At 36.5% G+C, this 24,994-nt stretch carries 28 protein-coding genes; 15 read left to right on the top strand and 13 right to left on the bottom strand.

All coding sequences use genetic code 11. The features are described 5' to 3' along the window. Positions 1–25 precede the first annotated feature (25 nt). Complete coding sequence (locus FW778_RS00805) at positions 26–1,105, bottom strand: baeRF3 domain-containing protein (protein ID WP_150412674.1); 1,080 nt, start codon at positions 1,103–1,105, stop codon at positions 26–28. 233 nt (positions 1,106–1,338) lie between these two features. Between FW778_RS00805 and FW778_RS00800 the strand changes: the two genes are divergently transcribed. The 3 genes from FW778_RS00800 (at position 1,339) to FW778_RS00790 (ending at position 3,740) form a co-directional block, all read left to right on the top strand. Continuing rightward, positions 1,339–2,157 (top strand): universal stress protein, encoded by an 819-nt coding sequence (locus FW778_RS00800; RefSeq protein ID WP_150412673.1) that lies wholly within the window; start codon positions 1,339–1,341, stop codon positions 2,155–2,157. A gap of 107 nt (positions 2,158–2,264) precedes the next feature. Beyond that, entirely contained in the window at positions 2,265–3,287 is a 1,023-nt protein-coding gene (glk, locus tag FW778_RS00795) for a glucokinase (RefSeq protein ID WP_150412672.1), read from the top strand. A 120-nt stretch (positions 3,288–3,407) separates the two neighbouring features. Continuing rightward, complete coding sequence (locus tag FW778_RS00790; RefSeq protein WP_150412671.1) at positions 3,408–3,740, top strand: hypothetical protein; 333 nt, start codon at positions 3,408–3,410, stop codon at positions 3,738–3,740. Between the two features lie 295 nt (positions 3,741–4,035). On the opposite strand, the gene FW778_RS00785 is transcribed toward FW778_RS00790, so the two are convergent. The 4 genes from FW778_RS00785 to FW778_RS00770 all read right to left on the bottom strand — a co-directional run bounded on the left by FW778_RS00785 (position 4,036) and on the right by FW778_RS00770 (position 6,801). After that, a complete protein-coding gene (locus FW778_RS00785; RefSeq protein ID WP_150412670.1) occupies positions 4,036–4,710 on the bottom strand; it encodes a BON domain-containing protein in 675 nt (224 codons plus the stop codon). A gap of 192 nt (positions 4,711–4,902) precedes the next feature. Continuing rightward, positions 4,903–5,535: a phosphoribosyltransferase gene (locus FW778_RS00780; RefSeq protein ID WP_150412669.1), complete on the bottom strand. Its 633-nt coding sequence runs from the start codon at positions 5,533–5,535 to the stop codon at positions 4,903–4,905. Between the two features lie 77 nt (positions 5,536–5,612). Next, the gene (locus FW778_RS00775) at positions 5,613–6,266 is read right to left on the bottom strand and encodes a dienelactone hydrolase family protein (RefSeq protein ID WP_150412668.1); all 654 of its coding nucleotides are present in this window, start codon (positions 6,264–6,266) and stop codon (positions 5,613–5,615) included. A gap of 10 nt (positions 6,267–6,276) precedes the next feature. After that, positions 6,277–6,801 (bottom strand): YciE/YciF ferroxidase family protein, encoded by a 525-nt coding sequence (locus tag FW778_RS00770; protein WP_150412667.1) that lies wholly within the window; start codon positions 6,799–6,801, stop codon positions 6,277–6,279. Between the two features lie 201 nt (positions 6,802–7,002). On the opposite strand from FW778_RS00770, the gene FW778_RS00765 reads away from it, so the two are divergent. Then, entirely contained in the window at positions 7,003–8,340 is a 1,338-nt protein-coding gene (locus FW778_RS00765; RefSeq protein WP_150412666.1) for an erythromycin esterase family protein, read from the top strand. 191 nt (positions 8,341–8,531) lie between these two features. Here FW778_RS00765 and FW778_RS00760 read toward each other — a convergent pair whose 3' ends face one another. The 3 genes from FW778_RS00760 to FW778_RS00750 form a co-directional block, all read right to left on the bottom strand. After that, a complete protein-coding gene (locus tag FW778_RS00760; RefSeq protein WP_202552017.1) occupies positions 8,532–8,972 on the bottom strand; it encodes a T9SS type A sorting domain-containing protein in 441 nt (146 codons plus the stop codon). Positions 8,973–9,070: 98 nt separating this feature from the next. Then, on the bottom strand, positions 9,071–11,191 hold the full coding sequence (locus tag FW778_RS00755; protein WP_150412664.1) for a hypothetical protein: 2,121 nt from the start codon (positions 11,189–11,191) through the stop codon (positions 9,071–9,073). 152 nt (positions 11,192–11,343) lie between these two features. Further along, positions 11,344–12,693, bottom strand: a complete 1,350-nt coding sequence (locus FW778_RS00750) for an autotransporter outer membrane beta-barrel domain-containing protein (protein ID WP_150412663.1) — start codon at positions 12,691–12,693, stop codon at positions 11,344–11,346. A gap of 452 nt (positions 12,694–13,145) precedes the next feature. Here FW778_RS00750 and FW778_RS00740 point away from each other — a divergent pair, with 452 nt between their 5' ends. The 3 genes from FW778_RS00740 to FW778_RS00730 are packed head-to-tail and all read left to right on the top strand — an operon-like array spanning position 13,146 to position 14,272. Next, positions 13,146–13,328, top strand: coding sequence for a hypothetical protein (locus FW778_RS00740; RefSeq protein ID WP_150412661.1), 183 nt, complete (start codon positions 13,146–13,148; stop codon positions 13,326–13,328). 30 nt (positions 13,329–13,358) lie between these two features. Next, positions 13,359–13,862, top strand: a complete 504-nt coding sequence (locus FW778_RS00735; RefSeq protein ID WP_150412660.1) for a YbhB/YbcL family Raf kinase inhibitor-like protein — start codon at positions 13,359–13,361, stop codon at positions 13,860–13,862. 23 nt (positions 13,863–13,885) lie between these two features. Next, positions 13,886–14,272, top strand: a complete 387-nt coding sequence (locus FW778_RS00730; protein WP_150412659.1) for a hypothetical protein — start codon at positions 13,886–13,888, stop codon at positions 14,270–14,272. Between the two features lie 86 nt (positions 14,273–14,358). Here FW778_RS00730 and FW778_RS00725 read toward each other — a convergent pair whose 3' ends face one another. The 4 genes from FW778_RS00725 to FW778_RS00710 all read right to left on the bottom strand — a co-directional run bounded on the left by FW778_RS00725 (position 14,359) and on the right by FW778_RS00710 (position 18,174). Next, positions 14,359–14,988 (bottom strand): hypothetical protein, encoded by a 630-nt coding sequence (locus tag FW778_RS00725; protein WP_150412658.1) that lies wholly within the window; start codon positions 14,986–14,988, stop codon positions 14,359–14,361. A gap of 156 nt (positions 14,989–15,144) precedes the next feature. After that, positions 15,145–15,825, bottom strand: coding sequence for an ABC transporter ATP-binding protein (locus FW778_RS00720; protein WP_150412657.1), 681 nt, complete (start codon positions 15,823–15,825; stop codon positions 15,145–15,147). A gap of 1 nt (position 15,826) precedes the next feature. Continuing rightward, the gene (locus FW778_RS00715; RefSeq protein WP_150412656.1) at positions 15,827–17,086 is read right to left on the bottom strand and encodes an ABC transporter permease; all 1,260 of its coding nucleotides are present in this window, start codon (positions 17,084–17,086) and stop codon (positions 15,827–15,829) included. Beyond that, positions 17,083–18,174: an efflux RND transporter periplasmic adaptor subunit gene (locus FW778_RS00710; RefSeq protein ID WP_235905993.1), complete on the bottom strand. Its 1,092-nt coding sequence runs from the start codon at positions 18,172–18,174 to the stop codon at positions 17,083–17,085. Before FW778_RS00710 ends, FW778_RS00715 begins: the two co-directional genes overlap by 4 nt. Before the next feature lie 402 nt (positions 18,175–18,576). Here FW778_RS00710 and FW778_RS00705 point away from each other — a divergent pair, with 402 nt between their 5' ends. The 8 genes from FW778_RS00705 (at position 18,577) to trxA (ending at position 23,847) form a co-directional block, all read left to right on the top strand. Further along, positions 18,577–19,011 carry a hypothetical protein gene (locus FW778_RS00705; RefSeq protein ID WP_150412655.1) on the top strand — a complete coding sequence of 145 codons (435 nt, stop codon included), beginning with the start codon at positions 18,577–18,579 and terminating at the stop codon, positions 19,009–19,011. A gap of 17 nt (positions 19,012–19,028) precedes the next feature. Beyond that, on the top strand, positions 19,029–19,295 hold the full coding sequence (locus FW778_RS23545) for an outer membrane beta-barrel protein (protein WP_150412654.1): 267 nt from the start codon (positions 19,029–19,031) through the stop codon (positions 19,293–19,295). Beyond that, a complete protein-coding gene (locus FW778_RS00695; RefSeq protein ID WP_150412653.1) occupies positions 19,268–19,768 on the top strand; it encodes an outer membrane beta-barrel protein in 501 nt (166 codons plus the stop codon). The genes FW778_RS23545 and FW778_RS00695 overlap by 28 nt, the downstream gene beginning before the upstream one ends. A gap of 253 nt (positions 19,769–20,021) precedes the next feature. Continuing rightward, entirely contained in the window at positions 20,022–21,437 is a 1,416-nt protein-coding gene (locus FW778_RS00690; protein WP_150412652.1) for an MBL fold metallo-hydrolase, read from the top strand. A 95-nt stretch (positions 21,438–21,532) separates the two neighbouring features. Continuing rightward, positions 21,533–22,114: a TlpA family protein disulfide reductase gene (locus tag FW778_RS00685; protein ID WP_150412651.1), complete on the top strand. Its 582-nt coding sequence runs from the start codon at positions 21,533–21,535 to the stop codon at positions 22,112–22,114. A 104-nt stretch (positions 22,115–22,218) separates the two neighbouring features. Beyond that, positions 22,219–22,818 carry a class I SAM-dependent methyltransferase gene (locus FW778_RS00680; protein ID WP_202552016.1) on the top strand — a complete coding sequence of 200 codons (600 nt, stop codon included), beginning with the start codon at positions 22,219–22,221 and terminating at the stop codon, positions 22,816–22,818. A 118-nt stretch (positions 22,819–22,936) separates the two neighbouring features. Beyond that, positions 22,937–23,317, top strand: a complete 381-nt coding sequence (locus FW778_RS00675) for a YidH family protein (RefSeq protein ID WP_150412650.1) — start codon at positions 22,937–22,939, stop codon at positions 23,315–23,317. Positions 23,318–23,463: 146 nt separating this feature from the next. Beyond that, complete coding sequence (gene trxA, locus FW778_RS00670) at positions 23,464–23,847, top strand: thioredoxin (RefSeq protein ID WP_150412649.1); 384 nt, start codon at positions 23,464–23,466, stop codon at positions 23,845–23,847. A gap of 55 nt (positions 23,848–23,902) precedes the next feature. Here the strand turns inward: trxA and FW778_RS00665 are convergent, their stop codons facing one another. Further along, positions 23,903–24,982: an AI-2E family transporter gene (locus tag FW778_RS00665; protein ID WP_150412648.1), complete on the bottom strand. Its 1,080-nt coding sequence runs from the start codon at positions 24,980–24,982 to the stop codon at positions 23,903–23,905. Positions 24,983–24,994 lie beyond the last annotated feature (12 nt).

The following is a 24,994-nucleotide window of genomic DNA, read 5'->3' as shown; positions in this document are numbered from 1 at the left end:
GGAACAAACAGTTTAAAATTATGATTTAATAGTATGGTATCAAAGCTATTTGCTCGTTGGCTTGCAATTTATCTACAACTTCCACATTTCCGCCATACTTTATCACCTTTTCAATTATACCATCCAGGGTACTTTTAATGTAAAAAGGAGTACTATGCCGGCTAATATATTGATCGACTTCCAACGTGTTTTTCGAAGTGATTAAATCTTTTTCAATTACCAGCAGCCTGCTGTTTTTATAAGTGGCCGTATTATATACATCCTTAATGCCGCATGCAAGTATATGTTCATTTCTGGCTTTTTCGATCTCCTGTAAAATGTATTGTTGTTTTAATTTTTTCCAATTTTGTAAATGCGGTTGTAGGATTTTAAATATGGTTGTTTCGCTGGAGTCAAGATAGTCGCCATGAATTTCGGCAACAAGTTTTTCTTCATTCCGGGTTATCTTTTTAAAGTGCCCGAGAACTCTTTCAGGCGCAATTATAAACACAGGTAAATTATAGGCCCTTAGTATAAGAGACAATCCCTGGTCCATGTGACGCAGAAATTTATGTAACAATATTTCTTTTCTATCACCAGGATCTGAAAAATTAGCCACTCTCTGAGGTATATCGTTTTTATCCCATGGGAAATCACTACTCTTGTTGGATTTTATTAATTGTAAATCTTTCAAATTTCCAACATACATTTTAGACTTATCGGAATTTAACAACAATACCAGGTACCCGATTTTTTCTTTCTTATTTAATATGATATCACAAATTCCAAACGATTCATCCACCGATACTTTTTCTCTTACCGGTATGTCAAAGTAAATAACCTGCTCATCCGAAGCAGATAATAAAATGGCTATGCTTTTTTTTAATGAATTGTAATTAAGCTCCTTTATTAGTAACTGTAGCCTGAGTAAAATTGGCTGTGCCTCAGCGGCTATGTGATTTTTTAATAATTTTTCTTCAACAATTTTACTTACCTGTTTAAGCTTCAATTCAAGTTGGTACTTTGTTGACATCATTGGTTCGAAGGGCATAATTATAAATACTGATGGCTCAGTATTTAAAGCACCAAATGCAGTGCTTTCCTTTTGTGAAATATTTGTTGACATGGCCCTGAATTTTAAGTCAAATCTATCTTAGGTATAAGAAAGAAAACATGATTATTATCACTACAACCAATGATGTGTATTATTATAGATTCTTTTGGTACCATCGATTTTATAAATCATGCATGTATGCTGAAATCATTATGCCTGCTGATGGTTATCATAGAATTTACTCCCGGCTATTATTAGTTTTGCCTAAGTAGTAACTAATATATCAATTGCAAAAAATATTTTTTATGAAAACGATCCTGGTTGCAACGGATTTTTCTTCTTCAGCTTCGAATGCTGCTGAATATGCTGCGAAAATGGCGCTGGCCATTAATGCCGATATCTTGTTATTGCATGTATATCAAATACCTGTTAGTTACAGTGAGATACCGGTTCCACTGGATATAGATGAGATAAGAAAAGATGCTGAAAAATATATAGGTGAATTAAAAACAAATTTGCTGAGCAAGGCAAATGGTAAAATAAAGATAGATACCGAAGTAAGAATGGGTGTATTCTTTCCGCATGAGTTAAAAGTTGTCTGTGGCTATATAAATCCCTACGCGGTTGTTATGGGGAGCCAGGGGAAGACTGTAGCTGAACGTTTATTATTTGGCAGCAATACGGTTTTTGCCATGAAATATTTAACCTGTCCATTAATAACTATACCATTAATAACAAAATATTCATCAATAAAAAAGATCGGGCTCGCCTGTGAGTTTGATACTGTTGTGGACTCGTCGATAATTGATGAGATAAAATTATTTGTGAACGATTTTAATGCCGAGTTGCATGTAATTAATACTTCGGAGCCTGAGACAACAAATAAAGAAAACAGCCTGGAAATAAAAGTTATGAAGCAAAAAATGGCTTCGTTAAAACCATGGTATCACTTCATTAAAGGTAAAGACGCGGATGAAAGTATTATGAGCTTCGCGGAAAAAAATAAAATTGACATACTGTTTGTTTTACCAAAACATCATGACATAATTGATAAATTATTTCATAAAAGTCATTCAAAACAAATCATATTGAATAGTGAAATTCCTGTTGTGGCACTTCATTAACTATTAATTAGCAGTAGCCGATTACATAAAATGCAAATGAAATAAGTATTCTTAATATTTTACACCGGGCAACTTAATTATAATTGATGTTGCCTTATTTATTAATTATGCTTTTGAAATTTAATACAACAGCTGCAAAAAATAAAACTGGCCGGGTTAATAATATACTTGCCGGTGACATCGGTGCAACTAAAACCAATCTTGCACTTATTAAATCAGATGGTAACAATATTACTACCATACATGAGGCACATTATAAATCCGTAGATTATAAAAATATTATTGAGCTGGCTGATATTTTCATAAAAAATTTTCCTCTTCCTGACGTTATTTGCTTTGGTGTGGCAGGGCCTGTATTGAATGGACACGCAAAGCTTTCTAATTTAGCCTGGGAAGTAGATAGTGATGAATTGTCTAAGCATTTTGGCATAAAAAAAATAAAATTGATTAATGATCTTGAAGCAACTGCGTATGGATTAGCGCTGCTTAATGACAAGGATATTATGCCGCTAAATACCGGAAGTGATGTTGCAGGGAATGCTGCTATAATTGCGCCAGGCACCGGGCTGGGAGAGGCCGGGCTTTATTATGACGGTAATTGTTATCATCCATTTGCTACCGAAGGTGGCCATAGTGATTTTGCTCCGAGAAATCAATTCGATTTTGAGTTATATACTTTTCTGCAAAAGAAATTTGAACATGTAAGTTGGGAACGCCTCATCTGCGGACCCGGTATTGTAAACATTTATGAATTCCTTCGGGATGAAAAGAAAAGAGATGAGCCGAACTGGCTTAAAGAAAAATTTAAGAATGATAATTTACCAGCTGTTATAAGTACACATGTTACTGAATGTAAAATTTGTAAGGAAACTATGGATTGGTTTATACAATTCCTGGCGTATGAATCGGCAAATCTTGTTTTGAAATTAAAGGCTACCGGTGGCCTGTTTATAGGCGGCGGTATTGTTCCGCAAATTATTTCCTTATTCCAGGATAATCAATTTTACTCTTCATTTTGTAACAGCGGGAGATTAAATTATTTGCTTGAAAAAGTTCCGATAAAAATTATTTTAAATAATAAAACTGCTTTGTTGGGCACTGCATATTATGGTTCTCATTTAATTCCCTGACTTCGTTATAGAGTACTTTCTGCTGTATATCATTTTTATGGCTGATTAAAGTCATTAGCATTAGTGTCGAATGATTTTATATTTACCCGAACAGATTATTCATTACTTAAATTTTTTTTTATGACTATCGAATTTAATACGGTCTATGGAAAAGTGCCTGAAAACCTGGTAACAGATATAACGCGACAGTTAATAAAACTTTTACATACTGATAAGAAGATATCCAGGGCAGAAGTATCATTGCTGCCAGATAAAACTATTATTCCAACCGAAAATAAAGTTTGCGGCATTAAGCTGACGATGCATGGCGACGATCTTGTGGTGCAGGCAAGAGCGCAAAATTTTAAGAGTGCAGCTAAAGAAGCAATTCATGAATTGAAGAAGTTGATAAAGCAACAAATTACCGGGAAACAAGCGCTGCCTGAAGAAGAAGTAAGCACAGTGCGTTTATAATTTTTAAAAGTATCATATTTAATTTTCTATACCGGAAAATGAAGAAGGCTTTTAAAAAATACATCGCCCTTCTAGCCGTTAGTTACCGGTAATGGCCGTTGCCTTATAACGTTTCCTTTATCAAATCTTATAATTTTTTCCTTGAGCTTTATCAAATGAAAATATATTTTCAGTCGTCAGATAGTGAACAATTTGAAGATATAATTTAAATAAAAAAGCTGTCTCAATTTTTTTTATCGGGACAGCTTAATCAAACAAAACTGCTTTTCAATTCAGATTAAATTGAAACTGCTTATTAATATTCAAAAGAATATTCCGGAACTTCAATTTCAATTTTACTTTCAACAGCAGTTATTCCAGGAGCAAACCATGCAGCATTTTCAGCATCTTCTTTTTCTGCAAATGAACGAACTTTACCGCGAAGGATAGCCTTGCTTCCTATAACTTCCGCAGTAATTTTTCCGGCATCAATAGTGGCACTCCTTTTAAGAGCCTCATTGATTTTATCCTGAATGTCTGAAGCGGTAATTTTTGGTTTTACCGTAATTAAATTTATTACGGAACGAACTCCTGCCAGGTTTTCAATAGCCGCAGCAGCATTTTTGCGTTGGAAATTCCATTCAACTTCGCCCTCAAGCCTAACATACCCATCTTCTACCTTTACTTTTATTTTTTCTTCCTGTACCGCAGTATGCCATTTCAAAGCATTAAGAACAGCTTCTGCAATTTCTGCATCTGTTTTATTATATGCTGGGGACACCCCAATTTGTATGTCTTCTGCAATTGCTTTTACTCCTGAAATTTTTTTTGCGGCATTTTCTGCAATCAGTTTTTTGGAATATGTATCAACTTGCCCGGAAAGTGTTACGATCCCATTTTTTACAGCTACTCCAATTTGAGCAGCATTTAGATATGGTTCCCATTTTAATTGGTCCATCACATCTTGTTGAATTTGACTGTCTGTTTTCATGATATAAAGTTTTAACTTGATAAATTTATTTTCTTTAAGATAGTCATATTACAAACCCTTTGCTATGAGGATAATCAGGGCTTATGATGACAGTAATCAAGAGGAATTTTTCAGTGGGTTTCTCTGAGGATTATTTTATAGAACGGTAGATATTAACCCGGTAGCGGAATTAAAATGATAACTAATTATCAACTAACCTGCGTTTCTCAACTCCCTTAATTTGTCCAGGTAAAACATTACTTCTTTATCGCTTACCTGCTCAAAATTTTCATAGAAGGCACCTACGCCGTGAAACTCTTCAGGTATTAATACAGCAACAATTTCGTCTACTTCTTTTGATAATTTTTGCACGGCATTTCGCGATGCAACAGGTACACCAATAACTATTTTCGCAGGCTTGCTTTTACGCAATAAATTCACAGTACCTAATAAGGTGTTACCGGTCGCAATACCATCATCAATTATTATTACTGTTTTGCCTTGAAGATCTTCGGGTTCCTTATCGCCCATAAATAATTTATACATTTCCTTCAACCTTGCCTGGATGTTTTTTACTTCATTTTCTATGTATTGGTCTGAAACATTCTCATGAGGCAAAACAAAATAGCCCGAAAGGCTTGCTGCGCCAATGGCATATTCCTTGTTCATCGGGTGCCCGATTTTTTTAGTAAGGACAACCTCAATGGGAAAACCTAATTCATGCGCAACTTCATAAGCAACGGGCACGCCGCCTCTTGGAACCGCTAACACAATTCCAGGATCATTTTTATACTTCCTTAATTTTGCAGCCAGCAATAAACCCGCTTCTATTCTATCGCGAAACATATATTAAGTTTATTCTTTTTTATTTTGCCGATGATTAGACTTTCCAAAAAATCTCCAATGCGTTATTTGCGTAAGCTCTATACTTTTACAGGCTGTAAATATTTTTGAAACCACGCAGCCGCGAGTTTGGATACCTTATCCATCGTGCCGGGTTCTTCAAACAAATGAGTTGCTCCATCCACTACTTCCAGTTTTTTTTCGCAATGTAATTTTCGATATGCATCCTTATTTAATTCCAGCACTTCAGTATCAAGGCTACCAACAATTAACAAAACCGGCGCTTCAACTCTCAGTAAATTGTCCATCGCTAAATCCGGTCGCCCGCCTCTTGAAACAACTGCACCTATCTGAGGTAAATTAGCCGCAGCAGCTAATGCAGATGCAGCACCAGTGCTGGCTCCAAAGTAGCCAATGCGACAATCTTTAGCAGATGGGAATTTTTCCAGCCACCCAGTCGCACTGGCTAATCTCTTCGTTAACAGCTCAATATTAAACCGGTAATCATAAAACTTGTCTTCTTCTGTTGTTAACAGGTCAAATAATAATGTTCCAAAATTTTTTCCATTCAGGTATTCCGCTACCAGGCGGTTTCTTTTGCTAAACCTGCTGCTACCGCTTCCATGTGAAAAAATTATGATGGCCGGGGCTTTTTCAGGTATGGTTAATAACCCCTGTAGGATTACATTGTCATTGGAGGTAATACTCACTTCGCTATTAAACCTATAATTCATAATGCCATTTTTATCGTTGTATCACAATGGGTGCTTTAGCCCTCACGTTTATTTCATGTTCGGCTAATTGAGAGAGCCTGTCATCAATTTGTTTTTCGCTAATTTCTGCCTCATGAAAAATAGTTGCCGGTTTTTCGAGGCCTAATGCATTAGCGAACGCAGCTGCAGTGCCATAGGAACTTATTTTAAAATGGTTTATAGCTTGAACCGAAGCCAGGAGACATGCATCTGTTACTTCACTATCAGCGCAGGCGCTTAATTTTTCTTTCGCCTCTTCTATAAAGGAATGCATTATCCTGTTATTAAGGCTTAATGAGATAATATTTTCTGCTTCAAAAAACCCTTCCATCTCCTGAACATGTTGTTCAACATAATGAAGGTATTTTTCCAATACAGTTTTTAGCTTTAGTGATCCGGCTTTAGCTATCCACTCCGGCAAAATATTTTTTAGCTGTACTTCGCCAATGATAAATTTACGGGCATCCTCATCCATAAGACTTCGCAATGTAAAAATGGATTTTGTATTGTTTTGCATGATGTTTGTTTTAATTTTTTCAAAATTATGCGTTCGGGCTTTCAAGAGAAATGATCATCATCATTTGAAGATATAATCCTCCTCATTTGTTTCGGTTGAAAAGAAGTTTATTTTGTAGTAGATACTTTTTGGAAAGAACGTAGACGGATTATTTATATAAATAGATTAATACAACAACGATAACAATTTAAAATGAAAACGATGCGACGCCAATTTACCAAAGACACCATCGCAAACGAAAGCGAAGCTGTTAGTGCTATTAAACAATGGGCTTATCCTTTACAGAGCAAAGCCGATCTGCAACCCTTGTTCGATAGGGTCGGCGATGCAAGAATTGTTATGTTGGGCGAAGCCAGCCACGGTACACATGAATATTATACCTGGAGGGCTCATATCTCAAAACGCTTGATTGAAGAAAAAGGCTTCAACTTTATTGCGGTGGAAGGGGACTGGCCTGATTGTTACCGGCTAAACCGGTTTGTAAAAGATTATGATGCTGCTAACAAAAGCGCATTTAAAGTATTGCATGCTTTTAATCGTTGGCCTACGTGGATGTGGGCCAACTGGGAAATTGTAGCGCTGGCCGATTGGCTCAAGCAACATAATACAGGACTGGGGGCAAATAAAAAAGCAGGCTTTTATGGGCTGGATGTATATAGCCTTTGGGAAAGTATGGACAGCATAATGCAGTACTTAAAAAAAACAGATCCTTCAGCATTAAAAGTAGCAGAGGAAGCCTATCAATGCTTTGAGCCTTATCGCAAAGACGAGGGAAGTTCTTATGCAAGAGCGTCACAATTTGTTCCGGAAATATGCGAGACTGAAGTAGTGCATTTATTAAAAGAGATTCGACAAAAATTACCAACTTACAACACCGATCATGAAAATGTTTTTAGTGCAGAACAAAATGCGTTGGTTACAGTAAATGCCGAAAAATATTATCGTGCGATGATTAAAGGCGGTCCTCATAGCTGGAACGTGCGTGACAGGCATATGGCCGATACTTTGGAGCGTTTATTACAATTTCATGGCGATAATTCTAAAATAATTGTGTGGGCGCATAACACCCATATTGGCGATGCGAGAGCAACTGACATGGCAGATGAAGGCATGTTTAATATTGGTGAGCTCGCAAGGATGCAGCATCATGATAAAGGAGTTGCGCTGGTTGGTTTTGGTTCTTATAAAGGAACAGTAATGGCCGGCCACAGCTGGGGTGCAGAGATGCGTGTAATGCAACTACCCGAGGCCACGAAAGGAAGTTGGGAGTACTTGTTGCATAGCGCAGGGAAAGAAAATAAATTATTACTAATGGATGATTTTACTAATAATGATATGTTGATGGAAAGTCATATTGGTCACCGTGCTGTTGGCGTTGTATATAATTCCAAATATGAAGAATACGGGAATTATGTGCCCACTATTTTACCGATGCGCTACGATGCATTCATTTACCTGGATGAGACAAAAGCTTTACATCCGTTGCATATTAAACCTGATGGTAAACAAGTTCCGGAAACCTTTCCGTTTGGCGTTTAATCAAATAAATATCCGGGAGTAAAATTTTTGCAGAAGAGTAACACTCTGAAGACTAAGGAAAGAATATGGTTGAGATCCATTATTTAATAGAAGATCTCCCAAATTTCATCAGTGTTGTTTCTATTGATTCGTATTTCAATCTCTTAAATGCATCTTTCCCAATTATTCTAAAAAATTTCTTTCAATAATTTTTATTGCTTAATAAATTTTTCTACAAACATTCCTCCGTTATAATATAGTCTTATTGTGTAAATACCTTTTGCCAAATGCTGCAATGGAACGGTTGTAAGAGTATTGTTTATAATTTCTTTCTTGATAATTTTTCCACTTGCATCTGTTATTTCGAACCTGCCTTTGGTAAAATTACTTTGAACGAATAAAATATTCGTAACAGGGTTAGGCCATATTGATAACCTGGTATCTCCATTTAATTTTATTACCCGTATTATGCTGTAGTTGTAGCTTCCGTTAGTATCAACCTGCTTAATACGATAATAATATAGTCCCGCAGCAACCGCATTGTCAGTATAGTCGTATTCATGTGATGGCACTGGCAATACGGTAGCAATTTTTATCCAGTTCCTTCCGTCTGTACTTCTTTCAACTTCATAATTTGCATTGTTTATTTCCACTGCGGTTTTCCATTGCGGTAATATTGCATGGTTGACAAGAGGTGTTACATTAAATAATAAAAAGGTTACAGGAAGTGCATTATTAACAGAGCTTGATGCTATTGTAATGGACTAAAATTGCTAATGTTGTTTAATGATTGAATAGTTCCTTCATCATTCGTTCCTGAAATATTTCCGTTGCCTTCATCTTTCCATGCAGTTCCATCCCAACGGGCAATTCTTAAGTCATTCATCATATCCACCGGGCCACTTCTGTTGGCATTCCAGCTTAATGTTACTTTTGGTGTGGATGTTCCGTTAGTCCTGTCCAAAAGCCAGTACTCACTTCTGCTGATATGATTTAATGAAGCATCGTGTTGTGTAGAATCATAAACTATTCCTGGATTTGTTTTAAAGTACTGTGCCTTGAAAACATCGGTGGATAATGCTGGTGCGGTGATGCTAATGGGGGCATAGACATTATTTTCCCCCAATGGGAAAGTGAATGCGGTGTTACCTGTTTTAACTAATGCACCATCCACATAGCTGCTGTCCCCGCCTCCGGTAACAACTGCTCCATTTGTTAGCTGCATTGGATTTGATGATGATGATAAAATTATTCCTCTTGTTAAGATCAGGCCCGAACAAGTTAAAGGAGACAGTAATCTTAAACCGCCTTGACGACTTATTCCAATGTTCCTTAAAGATGGAACTGCGCCACTTCCACTATAAGAATAGTTGGCAGTATCTGCACCAATAAAATAAATGGCCGAGCTTCCGTTATCATGAACAATGGTTCCGCTTCCATTATTTTGAAGAGACAATCCTTTCCCGATATACAAATTGTTGCCAGCAAAATTGACACTGGCAGCGCCTTCAGCACTGACAGTTAAATTGCCAAGACAGCTATCGGGGCCATAAAAAGTTTGCTGGAAGTAGGTGGAACCTGTTGGTGGTGCAATTGCCAACCATTGTACATCACCAAAAAATTTATTGTTACCGTCCCGCATATAGATCAATCCGCCCCCATTCTGCGCAGTTTTCAAAATCGTGGTTCCAAGGTTGGTTTGACCCATCTTATTATTTTGGACATCAAGGCTACCACTTTGGAAATAATTGTCAGCACCCAAAAAAGAAGAATTCGCCAGTGCAAATATGTAAATAGAATCGGCTATCAATTTAAAATTGCCATGAAAAATACTGTTATTAATATCACCGGTAATGCAATAAAATGTTCCAACAGTGTCAGTGCCGGCTACAAATAAATTCCGGAGATAAACATTGGTATGCCCCACTCCTGATTCAGCAGCTGGAGAAAAATTTTTCACTGTGAAATTCCCCCCAACATTAAAAGTGTTGCCGGCGCCGCCTGTAAACTGAACCCATTTCCTGGCTCCCTGCCCATCTATGACCACATTACCTGCTACATAATTATTGCCGTTGCCATTTGTTGTCAGGTAAGAATTTCCTTTCAAAATAAAACTCATATTGCCCGAACAGCTATCTGCACCATAATAGTTTTGCTGAATTGTAGTGCTACCCGGGTACAGTGCATAAGTTTCCCATTGAACATTTCCAAAGAATTTATTGAGGCCATCTCTCATCAAGAAACTTCCACCCTCGTTATATGAAGTTCTGAGGATCGTAGAACCTATTCCATTTTGTCCGAATTTATTATCATGAAATTCCAGGTTACCCGATTGGAAAAGATTGTTCGCTCCCAGGAAAGAAGAATAATTCAATGCATAAGTCTGGTTCGAATCTGCGATCAATTTAAAATTGCCATTGAAACTGGAATTAGAAACATCACCTGTAGTGCAATAGAATGTTCCAACTGTGTCTGTGCCGGTTATAAATAAATTGCGGAGATGAACATTTGTATTGCCCACTCCTGTTTCAGCAAAAGGAGTAAAATTTTTGACTGTGAAATTTCCGCCAACATAAAAGTTATTGCCTGTACCGCCTGTAAATTCGACCCATTTCCTGGCACCCTGGCCATCAATAATCACATTACCTGCAACATAATTATTACCGTTGCCGTTAGTTGTAAGAGCAGCGTTTCCTTTTAAGATAAAACTCATATTACCTAAACAGGTATCCACACCAAAATAGTTTTGCTGAATGGTAACGCCAGCCGGATATAGCGCATAAGTCTCCCACTGAACATTGGAGTAAAATTTATTGTTGCCATCCCTCATGAAATTACTACCGGAGCTTAATGCAGATCTTAAAATAGTCATCCCAGGCCCAATATGTCCAAACTTGTCATTCTGTGCCTGTGTAATTCCCCGCCTGGAATAAATTATCAGCTCCCAAAAACGATGAGTTGGATATAAAATAGGCCTGCGATGAATCAGCGATCAATTTAAAATTGCCATTGAAGCTGCAATTATTAATGTCTCCGGTAGTACAATAGAATGTTCCCGCAGGTATCAGAGCCATTTACATATACATTTCGCAGGTAAACATTAGTGTTTCCAACTGAGGGTAGCGAGTTAGGCATAAAATTTTTTACTGTAAAATTCCCACCAATAGTAAAACTGTTGCCGACGCCACCGGTAAACAGCACCCCTTTCCTTGCGCCTTGCCCATCAATTGTCAGGTTACCTGCTACATAATTATAACCACTACCATTGGTTGTAAGAGAAGAATTCCCCATTAAAATAAAATTCATATTCCCCCAACAACTATCTACCCCGAAAAAGTTTTGCTGAATGGTAACATTGTTTGGATATGCCGCATAAGTTTCCCATTGAGCATTATTAAAAAATTTATTGTTACCATCCCGCATGTAATTACTTCCGGAATTTAAAACAGATCTCAATATGGTTGTTCCCGAACTAGCATGCCCAAACCTGTTGCTTTGTGTTTCTGTGATCCCAGCCTGGAATAAATTATCAGCTCCCAGAAAAGATGAATTGGTAATATTCATTGCAACGTTAGAATCTGCTACCAGCGTGAAATTACCGTTGAAATTGCAGTTATTTATTGAAGCGGTATGACTAAAAAAAGGCCCGTTTGCATTATTACCCAACGTTGTTATTTTTTCTAAAAGGAAGTTAGGAGTTGAACTTGAAAAATTTTGCCCTACCAGGTTGCCGCCAATCATAACATTGTTTGCACCATTCAGAAAAAAAGTTCCATTACCGATATTATCAAGTATTAAATTGTTTTGAACATAAAGTCGAGAACCCTGTGAAAAATAGACTGAATAATCATCAGCCACCTGAACCTTTAAATTACCAAAAATACTATCAGGAGAGGAGGCAGCATTCTCTAAATGCAACGAACCCTGGCGCCAAATAATGATAAGGCTATCTCCATAAAATTTATTGTTACCACTCCAAAATTCATTGGATGGCCCTGTCTTTTCCAGGATGAATTTACCTCCTATATGCATATTAGCGACATTATCGAAAGTGTTGGCTATAACTTTTCCATTTAGCACGCTATCTCCTGTGAATACTGCATTTCCGGAGCAGGTGATCGTAAAATTATTCAGATTTAAAATACCCGCCGACATAGTCAGTGATGCAATATTTACATTACCTGCCAGTGCAGGTTGATAAGATGTGGAAGCATTATTTATAATCACATTACTGGAAGAGGTGGGGACATTTCCTGGCGTCCAGTTGCCTGCAGTATTCCAATCATTATTTACAGAACCATTCCACGTTTGAGCTACTGAATGTGTGTTTGTTATCGTTGTAAATATTAACAACATCGCCATTAACTTTTTCATGGTTAATATTTTATTTATTAGGAAATAATTTTAAAAATTGCATAAAATTATTTCACATAATAGGTAGAATACATGATGGCTGTCAGTAAAAACGCTGATAGTTTTCCTGGTTTAAACAAACTCATTAACACGAACTTCTTCGATATTTTTTCAAGAATTTATCATTAGAGTTTTTCATAATTTCTCATGAATAGTTTTAGTTTCAGATGCCATTAACTCCATGATTATTGCAAGTGATATTTTAGTCATAAGCAATCTGTTTCTTTATTCTGGAATTGTTTTATAAATACTATTACTAATGACGATCATCATTTGAATGCATAATTATCCTCATAGTTTTTTAATCACAAACAGGTTTACTTTGGCTAACTGTTATAAGCGTAAAGCAAATCAACAGGCGTTCCATTCTTTTATGGATGCACGAATAGTTATTCAAAACAATTTGAAAATTTATGCCAAAGAAAAAACAACCCATAGAGCCAATCGAATTTCCACGGCCTGAAGAGCCTGAAATATATCCGTCTGAGGATCCGGAAGTTCCGATACCTCCTGAAGAGGAGCCGGATATTATTCCGGATGAAGATCCTTTTGTGACACCTCCTGTTGAAATTCCGCCGCCGGGTGAAGGACCGTAATATTTCATTACCTGTAAAAAATTATACAAGATGAAAAATGAAATGAAGGAACTGGATTATAAATTACTTAGAATAAGTAGCAAAGCCTTTAATGAAAATGAGGTTATTCCTGCAAAATACACCGATGATGCGTTGAATATAAGCCCGCCATTGGACATAGAAGGCATTCCTGAAGAAGCAAAATGCCTCGCTATTATTTTAAATAATCCTGATACAGTTGTAAGTAATTGGACGCACTGGTTAGTGTGGAATATTCCTGTAACACATCACATTAAAGAAAATGAAGTTCATGGTATTGTCGGTAAAAACGATTTTAATAAAAATGAGTATAGCGGGCCTTGCCCACGTTATGATGCACACAGGTATTTTTTCAAAGTATATGCTTTAGATGCGTTACTTGATTTGCCTGCGGGTGCCGATAAGTTGGCATTGGAAAAGGAAATGAGTGAACATATAATTGCTTTTGGTGTTCTGGTTGGCTTTTATAAAAAAATAAATCAGCCTGCAGTTAATAATAATGTTGTCACGGATTAATTATTATTTATAAAAAATATGAGATGAAATTATTCCTATTTATCCTGCTTTCTTTTATTTCGGTGACAGCTATTTTGTCGGGATTAATGATGATTGGTTACCCTGATGGCAGCGCCTTGAATTTATCCCCTGGCCTGATAGAAGGAACTCCCTTTAAAAATTATATGGTCCCGGGAATACTGTTAATAATATTTGTTGGTATTGTTAACTTACTCGCCGTTTTCTATAACATGAAACGTGATCCCAAACGCTATACCTGGGCGTTAGCAGGCGGGGTTATGGTTTGTGGTTGGATTATAACTCAAATGATAATAATTCGTTCCTATCAATGGCTCCATATTGTTTACCTGGCAATGGGAGTTGTAGTTATACTTATTTCTTTTCAGTTAAAAGGGAAGGTAATTATTTAATAAAAAAATATTTAATCATTCTCCTAAAATGTAAAAGGCGGAACAAATATTTATTGTTTATGAAATGAATAACTGGTTAGATTTTTTCATTTTATAATTCCTTTCTTAGCCATATCGGATACGATCAATTTACCATATTCATCTGCCAGGCTTTGCGTACTACCTGGATTAAATGATGTAGTTTGCACTGAATAAAGCAGCTCTTTCGTTTCAAGATTGTAAAAATTACTTTCCCAAAAATATTTTGTATCTACCTGGTAATAACCGGGAGAGTATACACGATTATAAATGGTTGTATAATATCCCCAGAAGTGGCGCTGATAAATAAAATAGGGAGAAAAGTAAACTCTTCCGGGTATGTAATACTGTTCCCTGTTTTTATCTAGTAGTACTATGGTAACTACAGCATCCACGCCACTTGCATGTAATGTATCAATCACCTCTTCTTCTTTCATATTCTCAAATGATTTAGGCCCATATTCTTTTAATGAAGAAATTGCGATATACCCTCTTATCGTTAAATCACCTACCAAATGATTCTCCATATTTTCACGGAGTTCCCTGTCATTATTTGGCATTAAACCAACTACCATTATTTTATTATAATTTTTTTCACCAATAGTGTTGGATGTCCAGGAATGAGTAATGCGTGATGAAGGTGAGCAACTAAACAGGAAAAGCAGTATTACCCAACCTGCAATTATTGTAGTTTTCATAATTTAATATTTTATAAAGTAAAGTTATTAGTGAAGTCGTAACTATGCTATGATAAGAGTCAGGTTAATTTGAAACTGTAGTCATCCCTCTTTATACCTGACGCATATTAAATGCACCTCATGTTAAAAAAATTTATCCCGCGGAGAATAAAAAAATCATTGCCTGATTATCTTGCCATCCTCCATTTCAATTGAACGATTAGAAATTTCTGCAAGTGTAGAATCGTGGGTTACAATTAAAAGCGTTTGTTGGTAATCGTTAGCAAGCCTTTTGAAAATGTCAAAAACAATTTCCCTGTTTTTTTTATCAAGATTACCGGTGGGCTCATCGCCCATTATAATAGCCGGATTATTAATAAGTGCACGTGCAATAGCAACTCTTTGTTTTTCTCCGCCCGAAAGTTTGTTGGCCATTTTTAAGGCGAGGTCTTTTATATCGAGCATTTCAAGTTTTTCTATTGCCCGTTGTTCAATCTCTTTTTCAGTAAAATGAGCAAGCTTCAATCCGGGCAGCATTACATTTTTAAGCACGGTAAATTCGTTGATCAGGTAATGGAACTGGAAGATGAAGCCAATTTTTTCATTTCTTATTCGCGCTAATTCAATTTCTTTTTTATGTACAAGGCTTTCGTTATCTATCAGTACATCTCCTTCAAAATCGGTGTCCATAGTAGAAAGGATATATAGCAGTGTTGATTTTCCGCATCCTGATTTCCCTACAACTGAAACGAATTCTTCTTTGCTAATAATAAAATTAATATCGTCCAGGACTTTCACGGTAACAGGATCATGAAAATATTTATTAATGTGCCTTGCTTCTAATATTATATTATTCATTTTACTTTCCTCTGATTATTACAACCGGGTCCACCTTGCTCGCTTTTCTTGCAGGGAATAAACCTGCCAGGTAAGTTGTGATTAAAGAAAAAGCAGTAGCAATAAAATAAATTACAGCTTTATAATTTACCGGGTAGGTTGTAATTGTCGGTAACGAAGGAGTATGGAATGGTATCTCATCAATGATGGCTGAAAATGCAAAACCGAATATGAGGCCGAGAAATCCACCCACTATCCCAATGCTTAATGCTATAAAAATAAATATTGCTTTTACATCTCTTCCCGAAAATCCGGTCGCTTTCAAAATCGCTATAGTATCCATTTTTTCGTAAATCATCATGTTTAAAATGTTATAAATACCGAACCCTGCAACTATTAATAAAGTAATGCCAACTGAATAGGAAATAATAGTTCTTACAGAACTGCCGGTTTCAAATTGCGCATTAGCTGTTTGAATATCCTCTGCTTGTGTTCCAAATTTTTTTGCATACTCTTTTGCAACTGCCGGCGCTTCATTTAGATCTTTTAATTTTATTTGTATGTCTGTAAAGTAGGTGTTGCTCTTGCCCAAAAGTTTTTGTGCAGTATTGAAATAAACATAGCCTTGTGTTTTATCCAAATCGTTTATGCCCGATTGGTAAAGTCCTACTAATTTCAATGGGAACCTGTCGCCTTTTACAGTTATAATTTGTACCATATCTCCCAGGTTTGCATTAAGCCGTTCAGCCAGCGCTTTTCCAAGAATAATACTGTTACTTATATTCTTCATATCTATTACTGAACCGCTGACAATATAATCCCCAAAATGAAACAACCTGGTTTCTGCCTGCGGATCAATACCATTTACAACACCTGTTATATCCACTGTTCCGTCATTATAAAATACCTGAGTTACAATTTTGGGAGCAAAACCCTGCACTCTTTCATCTGCTTTAATAGCTTGCATAACTGCTTGGCTGTTATAAATATCCTGGCGGCTGTTCTCAGATTTTATGGAGTGTATAATATGATAATAACCCTTGTATGCTGTACTTAAATTAACAGGCTGCACAACGCTCGGTTTTATTTCATTAAAGAGACGAATGTGGGGCGTTCTGTTTAAAATTAACCCATCCAGCAAATCATTTAGCCCCGTCATAAAACCCAGCAAAGCAATAAACATAGTAATGCTGAAAGTGACGCCAATGGCCGCTATCATTGTTTGCCGAAAGCGTGCTTTTAATAACGATTTTGCTATGCTAATGATGAGTTTGTAATTCATTGTTCTGGTTTTATAATTTCATCACCAACAGAAAGACCACTTAGGATTTCAACTTTCTGATAATCTTTAAGACCTGTTATAACTTTCCGTTTTTTATCTGCGGTTAACCTTACCAGTGAGTCATCAATTAAATAATCTAAAGGAATAGTAATTACATTTTCTTTTGATTGAATTAAGATATTTGCTTCCACAGTAAGGTTGGGATATAAGACAGGTGGCTTTGTATCAAAGGTGCCTTCAATGGTAAACGATCTTGTGCGATCGTTCATAAACGGGATTATCCTTGTTACCGTGGCCTCAAAGATCTTATTCTTGTAACTATCCATTGTTATCAGCACTTTTTGACCTGGTTTAATCTTTTCAATATCATATTCATCCACTTCAAGTTCCAATATAAAACTGCCAGTGCCACCAATTACCGCTATCGGAGATTGTGTTGTAACCATTTCCCCATCTTCTTTTGCAAGACTGTAAACTTTTCCATTAATCCTGCTTTTAATGATAAAATCATTTGCAAGTGTCTGGTTGATTTTTAAATTATTTTTTGATTGTGCCGCATTAAAATTTAACTGCCTGTAAAGTTCATCATAACGGTAAACGGCACCCTTGTAAGAAGCCAGGTCATTTTTATAGGCCAGCTCCCGCTGCTCAAGCTCATTGCGGGTGCCAATATTATTGTTCCAAAGATTTCGTTGCCGTTCTAATAAGGAAGAGTCATTTTTCAGTTTGCTTTTCAGGAAAATAATATTGGTTTGCGCTTCATTTAATTTGTCCATATTGGCCCTTACTTCAGCATTTTCTAATGTAAGTTTTGCATTCTCAATATTTAATTTTGCTGTTTCACTTTTCACCTCGATGATTGCATCATTTTTTTTAACAGTATCTCCTTCCCTTACAAATATTTTTTGTATTAGGCCGTTAACCGGTGAAAAAACCTCATATTGGTCCCGGCTCTTTACAATGCCTGAAGCATATACAGACTCTGTTATATTTTCTTTAGCTGGATGAATTTTTACCTGCCGCTTGTCGCAGGACTGCAATATTATCAGGAAAAATATTATGTATAATGTTTGTTTTATCCAGACCATATTGTTTTTGTTATCGCTGAAAAATCGAGAGCCAGACCGAAATCCAGCTCCCCTTTTAAAAGCCAATTCTCTGCATGAAACTGAAGTAAAAATAAAGGAAGATTCTATTGTTAAATATGACCTGGGTCAGTTACGGAAATGATTTTGTGATACGCAAAAAGCTAGGGTTTTGATTTCTTTGGTTAAGTATTTTCAAAATCCTTTTTATGATTTAAACATTGCGCCTGTTGAAATGAATACCACGATCTGTAAATAATATCCGCCCCTTAAAATGTTATAACCTTCGTCATACAATTAACTAACACAAATCATTGCCTGCATCCCTGCAAGCGAATAGTTTTGGTACAATGCAAAAAATATTTATTAAAAGAAAGAAATTCTTATAGCTTAAAATATTTAGCCATGCACATAGAAATTAATGATAAAACGTTGCTCAAGAATATACAGGATGTATTTTCCGATTTTTATCCTTACCTGAAGATTGAATTTTACAACACGCGACACAAAAAGTATGAAGGTTCCATGGAGACGGATCTAATAGACCCTTTAACGGATATTGGATCTCTTCGACACAAACATGTTTCAGGCATATTGGAAATTCAACCTTTTTTTAAAGTGGCAGATGTTGAAAAGGAATTTCAACAACACTTTAAACTTTCGGTTCAGGTCTTCAATAAAGATAAAGATGGTTGGAGACAGACCACAGAGATGGATGATTTTACTTTAAAGGAATTAAACCAGATTGGAAGAAACTCCTCTGATGAATTTATAATTTCTGATTATGAGGAAAGTTTTGAAGAAGACGCTGAAAATCCGGATGGCTATATTAATGTTTGATTCATAAATAAGAATATATGAAGCAAATTTTCATCATTGCCTTAATGTTTATTTGCATTGCTGCAAATGCCCAAATACTTATCGGGGCCAAAGGAGGTATCAGCATTCCAGACTTAAAAGGTAATAGCGAACAGACTAAAGGGTATACCTCAAGAGAAGCTGCTTATTTCGGTTTGGTTGCGAACTTTCAATTAAGCAAATTCTTTTCATTGCAGCCGGAAATTAATTATTCACCGCAAGGGGCCAACGAAATGGAATGCAGCCTATACCGGCTGATGCAATAAGCGGTATTACACTACCACCAGGCGTAAATATTTATGCAAATTTTAAAAATGCAACAATATTAAACTACCTGGAAATCCCTGTATTATTGAAACTAACGTTGGGGCATAACCTGGAATATTATATATGTTTTGGTCCGGACATTGCTTTTTTAACGGAGGTAAAAACAACAACCAGCGGCAGCAGTTTACTGTATATGGATGCGGCCGCTACAATGCCCTTTACGCAGAACGGGAACGAACTTCCTCCTTTTTCATTTAATAGTACAACAAATGTTAAAGAGAGTATAAAAACAGTAAACATGGGCGTGCAAGTTGGTTGGGGTCTTCAGTATCCCGTGGGTGTGGGAAGCCTTCTTCTTGAAGGCCGTGCAATTATTGGTTTAACTAACATTCAAACTCATACTGAAATTGATGGTAAAAACCAAACCGGTTCTCTTGCAATAGCATTGGGTTATTTAATTAAAATAAAATAGAACGTCTTACGGTATTGGTTAAGCCTGCGATAGTTTAGTTCGTTGGCACCACATGAACTGTTAATCTGGCTTTAACGGTGGCATGTCTTTCCCTGCTGCAATTAGTCGTAAATTTGTGTAAAGAATCCAAAAATTAAATTACGAAAGAATTCGGTGGTCATGTATGGGCGTGAGCTTCTACTCTGCAACAAATGTTACCAAATATGGGAAGAAATGTTTGCACTTTTGCCATATAAAATAAAAAACGGTTATCATGAATATAGAACAAATTTATACCGGGTGTTTGGCACAAGGGGCCTACTACATCACCAGCAATGGCGAAGCAGCTATCATCGACCCGCTTCGTGAAACAGATCCGTATATAAAAAGATTACAAAAAGATGATGTTACCTTAAAGTATGTTTTTGAAACACACTTTCACGCCGACTTTGTAAGTGGTCATGTTGACCTAAGTAAAAAAACAGGTGCACCAATCGTGTACGGACCTAATGCAGCATGCGAGTTTGAATGTATTTCTGCAAAAGATGGTGAAGAATTTAAAGTAGGCGATGTAACTATTAAAGTGTTGCATACTCCCGGGCATACCATGGAAAGTACTACCTATCTTTTAAAAGATGAAAACGGGAAAGACCATGCCATATTTAGTGGCGACACATTGTTCTTAGGAGATGTTGGCCGCCCTGACCTTGCACAAAAAGCTGCACACATGACGCAGGAAGAATTAGCAGGTTTGTTGTACGATAGTTTAATGAACAAAATAATGCCTTTGGCAGATGATGTAATCGTTTATCCTGCACACGGCGCCGGCAGTGCCTGTGGTAAAAACATGATGAAGGAAACAGTAGACACGCTCGGTAATCAAAAGAAGATGAACTACGCGTTAAATCAGCCCGACAAAGCATCTTTTATAAAAGCAGTTACAGAAGGATTAACTCCTCCGCCGGCTTATTTTGGTTTAAACGTTGCGATGAATAAAAAAGGATATGAAAGTTTTGAGTCGGTATTAACACATGGAATGAAAGCATTGACTCCTGATGAATTTGAAGCTGCTGCAGAAAGCACTGAAGCTTTGATACTGGATACAAGGGATGCTGCTGATTTTTATAAGGGTTTTATTCCTCAATCTATAAATATTGGCCTCAACGGCGATTTTGCTCCATGGGTTGGTGCATTGATTATTGATGTGAAGCAACCATTGTTATTAGTTACTGATGAAGGAAAAGAAGAAGAAACAGTAACCCGGTTAAGCCGCGTTGGTTTTGATAATGTCTTAGGACATTTAAAAGGTGGTTTTGCAGCATGGCTTGAATCAGGCAAAGAAGCTGACGTAGTAGACAGGATTACGGCAGAACAATTTGCTGCTGAAGTTGAAATACCAAAAGATAAAGTGATTGATATAAGAAGGGAATCTGAATACGCGGCCGAGCATGTGGAAGAAGCTTACAACAAGCCCTTAGATTATATTAATGAATGGATTAAGGATATAAATCCCGAGGAACATTTTTATATCCATTGTGCGAGCGGTTACCGCAGTATGATCGCTTCATCTATATTACAGGCACGTGGCTACAGAAACTTCACCGAAGTAGCCGGCGGCTTCAAAGCGATCAGTGAAACGCCAATCGGAAAAACAAACTTTGTATGCCAGACTAAAGTAATGAAGGCATAGATAATCAATGATCTTTTAAATTACGTAGCATAAAGAGAATTAAAATATCATACGATTAAAATTTCAGTTGGCATTGAATAATTCTCAAACTAATTATGGGTTTCATAAATTCAAATAAGCGATTAATAAAAAGAGTGTTAAATATTTTATTAATTGCTTTTTTTATTTTCATAATTATAAGTCCTAACGGTAAGGCGTGGTTGCTGCAACAGTTTGTGGCAGTGGGGCTGTTTAAACCAGAAATAAAAAAAGATACGGCGCAGGATTTGCCTGTAAGCGCTTCATTCGCTTATACCGATTCAACAAGAAATGTAAATAATACAGCCAATTTAAAAGGTAAAGTTGTATTCATAAATTTTTGGGCATCATGGTGCCCTCCATGCAGGGCTGAAATGCCTTCGTTGCATGAACTTTATAAAAAATTACAGAACGACACCAACTTTATTTTTCTTTTTATTAACGAAGATGAAAACAAAACAAAAGCTATTGATTATTTAGAAAAGAATCATTTTTCTTTCCCTGTCTATTACACATCGGGAGATGTACCTGCAGAAATTTTTAACGGCAGTTTGCCCACAACCATTGTTATTAATAAAAAAGGAAATGTAGTTTTAAATCATAAAGGCATTGGAGGTTATGATTCAGATTCATTTATCCGGCAATTAAAAGAACTTTAAAGGGCTACCTGTTTGCTAAAATTATTTATAGTTTAAGGAATTAAATATTTTTATGGGCGGCACCAGGTAATTTACCTTTTTAATATTTTATTTATAAAGCGAATATGATGCACAATTTTTGGAATGAACGGTATAGCGTAAAAGAATACATATATGGGGAAGAGCCCAATGTTTTTTTTGCAGAACAGCTCAGTAAATTAAAACCTGGTACTATCATTTTACCTTGCGAGGGCGAAGGAAGAAATGCTGTGTTTGCTGCCTCTAACGGTTGGAGTGTAGACGCTTTTGATTCAAGCGAAGCAGGAAAAATGAAGGCACTTCAATTAGCTCATAAAAAAGGAGTGAGTATTGAATATGTTGTTGAAGATGCCCTTGCAGTTGACTATCCTGCAAATAGTGCAGATGTTGTAGCATTTATCTACGCACACTTTCCACCTGCTACCCGAAAAGCAGTTCTTCAAAAAGCAATAACATGGCTGAAGCCCGGTGGTAAAATAATATTGGAAGCTTTCAATCCAAACCAGTTACAAAATGATACCGGCGGCCCTAAAGATGTATCGATGCTTTATACGGAAGATATCATCAGGGAAGAATTTGGCGGAATGAAAATTGAACTTCTTCAAACACTGCGGACGGAATTGTCAGAAGGTAAATACCATGAAGGAATTTCAGATATAGTAAGGTTTGTTGGAATAAAAGAATAAATCCACCGAGGGAATCAGCCTCGCTCATCCCATCATTTATTAATTTATTTGGAACGATTACTGCATGAAAGAAATTATCTTTATTATGCGTTCCAATTATTATAAATGATTATTAAAAATGGAAGAATTTAAAAGGCAGGGCAACGCTAGCGATCACCTTGCTAACGAAAGAACATTCCTTGCATGGATAAGAACAAGTGTTGGCATTATGGCATTTGGTTTTGTAGTCGTTAAATTTTCGCTGTTTGTAAAACAAATATCCCTGATACTTGGCAAGGCAGACGTTGTACCCTCAAAGGGATACTCTGGTATATTGGGTATTATTTTAGTAGGTGTGGGAACTATCACTGCCGTGCTCTCATATATGCGTTATAAAAGCTCGGCCAGGCAATTGGATGAAGGAGGCTATCAACATTCTTCTTTACTCATTACAATTCTTACCGCATTTATTTTTTTAGTGAGTGTGTTCCTGATTGTGTATCTGATAAATAGTATCTAACCCGTGCTGACAATGAACTATAATTTTGTTTATTTATATCATAAAAACATAAGAACGGGCAGGCATATTCTATTGCAGAATAGTAACAAAAGTTACTCATAAGGTTTATTAACTGTTTTAATTTTACAAAAATAATAATAATTGTTATGGCAACTATACAACTTACGACCCGGGATTTTAAGGATAAAATATTTAATTACGAAACGGTACAGGACTGGAAATACCAGGGGGAATTACCTGCCATCATCGATTTTTATGCTGATTGGTGTGGCCCCTGCAAAATGGTGGCTCCCATACTGGAAGACCTTTCTAAAGAATATGAAGGCAGGTTGGTCATCTATAAAGTAAATACAGATGTTGAACAGGAACTGTCGGCTGTGTTTGGCATTCAAAGCATACCAACTATTCTTTTCATTGGTGCTGATGGTGAGCCAATGATGCAACCAGGTGCTCTCCCAAAACATGTGTTGAAAAAAGTAATAGAAGATCATTTGCTTGCACCGGTAAAAGTGGAAGAAGGAAATAGTTAAGGCGAACGGATAATATTTTTTATAAACAGCCGGTGAATTAATAACGGCTGTTTTTTTATTTGGGTGATTTAATAATCCTTTTTGTTTTTTGTTTTTCCTCACGGCTCAATAAAATATTCAAAGGCTTCCATTCCTCTATATAGCCACTGATGATTTTCAGGATGGCAACAAAAGGCATAAATAGAACCATACCCGAAACTCCCCAAACAATTCCACCGGCTATAAGCGCTACTAATATAGCCCAACTGCTTACATTCAATTGCTGGCCTACTATTTTCGGAAAAATAACACTGTTTTCAAGGTATTGAACAAATGCAAAAATGGCGATCACTCCTAACGGATAAAGCAGTGAATTAGTGGTTACCCATGCCACTGTTATTGGAAGCATTGAACTGATGATAATGCCAACATACGGGATCATTGTCATAAAGGCAGTAAGCATTCCAAATAAGATGGCATGATCAACGCCTAACAATAACAAGCCAATACTATTTAGTGTTCCAACAACGAGGTACACCTTAATAAGTCCGACAATATATTTATAGTAAGTATAAGAGGTTTCATGTAGAATCGTTTGAAGACGTGCATGGTATTTTTCCGCGGTGAGTGATTGTAAGAACCGGACAAATTGCTCACGATGGTATAAAAACAGGGCTGTAAAAACCGGAATTATAAAGAGTGAAAATAAGATGCTGCTAACGCTTTTAAAAAGAGATTGAATGAGTGTGCTGACACTGCTGCCTGAACTCCGCGCAGTGTTCTCTATCCATGTTGTTTCAAGGCCTACAATACCTGTATTTTTATAAAACCATTGCTGGAGTTGTTGCAAAGCATCTTTAATTTTTTGGGTAAGAAAAGGAAGATCATCTTTAAGATATGCTACCTGCCATAGCAATAGCCAGATTATAACTGCAAAAAAAATTATGACAATTATTATTGAAATAGCTATCGCAACAATGCGGTTCAGCCTATGTTTTTCGAGCCAATTACAAACGGGGTAGAGAATTAATGCAAGTAATAGTGAAAACGAAAGTGGTATCAATAATCCTTTTCCAAAATACATTAGCGCAACCGTTAGTAATGTTATTTGTAACAACTTAAGATATGATTGAAGAGCGGTGTGGTTCGGATTCATGTCACTAATTTT

Origin of the sequence: Ginsengibacter hankyongi (genome assembly GCF_008710285.1) — a bacterium.
Lineage (GTDB): Bacteria > Bacteroidota > Bacteroidia > Chitinophagales > Chitinophagaceae > Ginsengibacter > Ginsengibacter hankyongi.
Note: the sequence above shows the minus strand (reverse complement) of the source record. Positions and strands in the feature narration are given on the sequence as shown.